The sequence below is a fragment of the Roseburia sp. AF42-8 genome (assembly GCF_003435965.1).
GTDB classification, from domain to species: domain Bacteria; phylum Bacillota; class Clostridia; order Lachnospirales; family Lachnospiraceae; genus Roseburia_C; species Roseburia_C amylophila.
On record NZ_QTVB01000091.1, the window covers coordinates 1 to 3,480 of the forward strand.

The following is a 3,480-nucleotide window of genomic DNA, read 5'->3' on the forward strand; positions in this document are numbered from 1 at the left end:
TAGGTATTGGATATTATAACTGACTTCACTTCAGATAAATCTTTCTTTCGTCTTTTAAAATTATGATAATAAACTATTTTCTCATCCTGAATGTAATATCCATCTATGAAGAACCCGATTCCATAAACTAATAAGAACGCAATCCCTACATATTCAAGCAGGACAAGAATTGACACAATTCCATATCTGTCACCAGTAAGTTTTAATATAACAATTATTCCTAAAATTAGACCACAATATATTGCCAGCCCTCTCATTACATTGTGATATACTACTGAAATATAATATTTTTGTTTATTCATCATCTGCTTTTCGCCAGCTCTAATCCAATTCCAATATCTCTTTCACATTTTTACATCTTGCCATTATTTCCTGTGTTATATCATCATTCATTGCATATGAAAATAAATACTCCTTCTTTCGGTCAAAAACATCTGTAAATGCACCATAATCTCTGCGTAACTTTTCAGGTGTCTTTCCAAAAATAGTCCTATGAGGGCAATTATTGCCAGTCATTATGTATCCTATCTTTGAATATTCTATTTTTTCACTAACAAATGCTGTCCCTTTATATCCCGTTACCAGCATATAATCCCTGTTAAAAATGATATAAAAGGATTTATCATATGTTCTTTTTATCACCAGAAGTGCCGGATAATATAATAATGCCAAAAGCCACATCACAATCATTACAACTTTACTTGCAAAAAAAACATAAAATAAAACTCCAAGTAAAACAAGTGCTGCTCCTACTGAAATTGCGATTGTTCTGCATGTCCGTTCATTTCTCTTAGTACTTTTCATATAATGAATTTTCTTTCCAGTCACTTTTGCATCTGATTTCACTTCCTCATCATTCTTTTTTCCATAGTTTTTCAGTAACTGATCAATATTAAAAAATGCCGTCTCTAATACTTCTTCACCATCTACATATAATCTTGCTTTATTCGCTTTCTTATAGTCTTTTTCAAAATACAATTTATTGCCGTATCCCCGTTTTAATAATGTAGAATATGTTACCGTTCCATTCTGGTATATACAAATTTTCTCACTGTAAAACAATTTTTCAAATGCAATCAATATTACCTTCCCTACAATTCCGGCTTTCCATGCATTTAAGACAGCCGGATGTATATTTCCTGTCATAACACACAATATTGCCTGTAGTAAATATATATCAAAGACCGTGCTTATCATTAAAGTTAATACTACACCACGACCATTTGTTAATATACTTTGGGCAAATTTATTTTTTATTACTTCTGTTTTCAGATGTATCAAAATTCTTTTTATATTGCACCCTACATTAATTATTAAAATACCAATAATGACTATTCTGCACAGACATTTGCCCCACACCAATTTTTCCGAATTATCAAATAGTTTCCAAAGATTAAATATATCATCTTTCCATGCCCACAAACCTATCATGATACTAAACAAAGCGCATATACTTAGCAGTCTTGCATATATTAATGCCCAACCAACTACTACTCCCCCGCCTTGGTTAAAATTTGTTCTAACCCCAAATAAATTTGTAAAACACTCTCTAAATAATATTCGGATTCCATATATAAATAGCAAAATAAAAAATAATGTGTATATGTATATCATCTTTTCCATTCCTTAACTTTAAAATGAACTATACTCCTGTTCCGCATGCAACTTTATATACTCTGTCATTTTCATCAAAATAGAATGATGTTGAATAAAGACCATTTTGAACCGCATATTCATTTTCTTCCTCATTACTTAAAGTTTCCTTTAATCCATATGCCAGCATAACTTCTTTTTTTGATGAGCCTACCCCAATTTGCAGTATTCCAAATCGAATATCAGGATCCGTAATTCTAACACTTTCCGGATAATTTCCAATAAAGGTATATTCTATATCTTCAAATTTAATATCCTCGCAACTTCCATATAATTTTTCTCTGCTAACAGGGTCACCTTCTTTTTCTAAAATTTCCTGTTTGCTTTGACGAAAAAAACAATTAAAATCGTGTAATCCATATGTACCGTATTTCATTTTAAGAAATATAACTAATACATATAAAAATAAGAATAATAATACCTATAACTACCTTTGCTCTTCTTTTACTCTTTACCATCTTTTTTCCCCCATTCTATAGAAGTAATGTTTTATTATCTATTTTCATTTCTGGATTTATAAAAGTCTGGTCTTACAATTATATCTACTCTTCCCCCATTCTATAGAAGTAATGTTTTATTATCTATTTTCATTTCTGGATTTATAAAAGTCTGGTCTTACAATTATATCTACTCTTACAAATGCACTCATAAATGCAAAAAGCATCGTTGCAACCATAATACAACACCAAAAAAATACTGAACTTTTTTGTTTTCCTAATGCATTAAATAATACTGCTCCTCTGCGTCCAAAAAATCGTCTTCCTGACACACACAAACACGTTAATAAAAATAAACTCATTGTTTCTATAATTTTTAACGTACTTCTTACATTTTTATTTTTTATTACTATTTTTCCAGTTGTTAATAATGCCCCCAAAATTCCCAATATTATAGAAATCACATAACTTATAATACAAATTGCTGTGCTTTTTTCAGGTGGCAAATTTCCCTGCACCATTATTTGTATCGTAAGTCCCAGTGAAACAAATAAGCATATATGTGCATTGTATTTTCTATAATCATATTCTTTTCTTATAAATGAAACTACTGCCCCCAAATAATAAAAGCTATTACACACGCTGCTATACATGCTGTAAAGCCCATATCGGCTCCACGATAATAGCTATCAAATGCTCCCAGTAACCCCAACACACTATATACAAAAATTCCTGCTCCTGTTTGTTTTAAAATTGCTTTACCCTTTTTCACCATAGCCTCATCTCCATATTGAAGTCTGCAACTGACCAAGTCACCTTTTAACATCAGCGAGTATATAATCTTATATGTCTCTTCTGTTTTTCTGATAAACTATGTTCCTCATCCGTTACATATATCCCCATATATTTCAAATCCCCCTGTATATAAAACATAATATATACCTGATAATCCCCATCATGACTTTCTTCTATTGAAGAAAAATAATATGTTGTATCAGATGGATTCTGTATACTTCCTGTTTCTACATCTCCCCACAGAAACCCTATTCCATACTGGATTCCTTCTAATATCTGATTGAATGAGTTTGCTGACTTTAACTTTTTTAAAGTCTCTTCATCTAGCAGACTGCTTTCATCGGCATTGGACAATTCAATTCCATAAATCATATAAGTGTTTTCCTTTGATTTTATCAGAAATTCATTATCCGTTTTGTAACGTTCCGACTCCTCACTATTCATATATTCCTTCGGTATACTTGCAGCAATCTGTGACAATTGTATCTGATAATACTGCACATAATGTTTACTTATTAAAGTATATATTAAAAATAATTGTCCATAAAATTGCTATTCTATTGAAAAATAACGAAGTCCCTTTAAGATTTGTTCT

Annotated in this window: 6 protein-coding genes; all 6 read right to left on the reverse strand. The window is 30.8% G+C overall.

Annotation, left to right across the window (positions count from 1 at the left end):
- A partial coding sequence (locus DW059_RS15065; RefSeq protein WP_147326071.1) for a hypothetical protein occupies nt 1–305 on the reverse strand: 305 nt, incomplete at its 3' end.
- A 16-nt stretch (nt 306–321) separates the two neighbouring features.
- On the reverse strand, nt 322–1,623 hold the full coding sequence (locus DW059_RS15840; protein WP_207659179.1) for a hypothetical protein: 1,302 nt from the start codon (nt 1,621–1,623) through the stop codon (nt 322–324).
- 19 nt (nt 1,624–1,642) lie between these two features.
- The gene (locus DW059_RS15075) at nt 1,643–2,029 is read right to left on the reverse strand and encodes a hypothetical protein (RefSeq protein ID WP_117699336.1); all 387 of its coding nucleotides are present in this window, start codon (nt 2,027–2,029) and stop codon (nt 1,643–1,645) included.
- Nucleotides 2,030–2,230: 201 nt separating this feature from the next.
- Nucleotides 2,231–2,710: a hypothetical protein gene (locus DW059_RS15080; RefSeq protein ID WP_117699337.1), complete on the reverse strand. Its 480-nt coding sequence runs from the start codon at nt 2,708–2,710 to the stop codon at nt 2,231–2,233.
- Nucleotides 2,698–2,865 carry a hypothetical protein gene (locus tag DW059_RS16005; RefSeq protein ID WP_158552140.1) on the reverse strand — a complete coding sequence of 56 codons (168 nt, stop codon included), beginning with the start codon at nt 2,863–2,865 and terminating at the stop codon, nt 2,698–2,700. Before DW059_RS16005 ends, DW059_RS15080 begins: the two co-directional genes overlap by 13 nt.
- 50 nt (nt 2,866–2,915) lie before the next feature.
- Nucleotides 2,916–3,329: a hypothetical protein gene (locus tag DW059_RS15090; RefSeq protein WP_117699339.1), complete on the reverse strand. Its 414-nt coding sequence runs from the start codon at nt 3,327–3,329 to the stop codon at nt 2,916–2,918.
- Between the last annotated feature and the right edge of the window lie 151 nt (nt 3,330–3,480).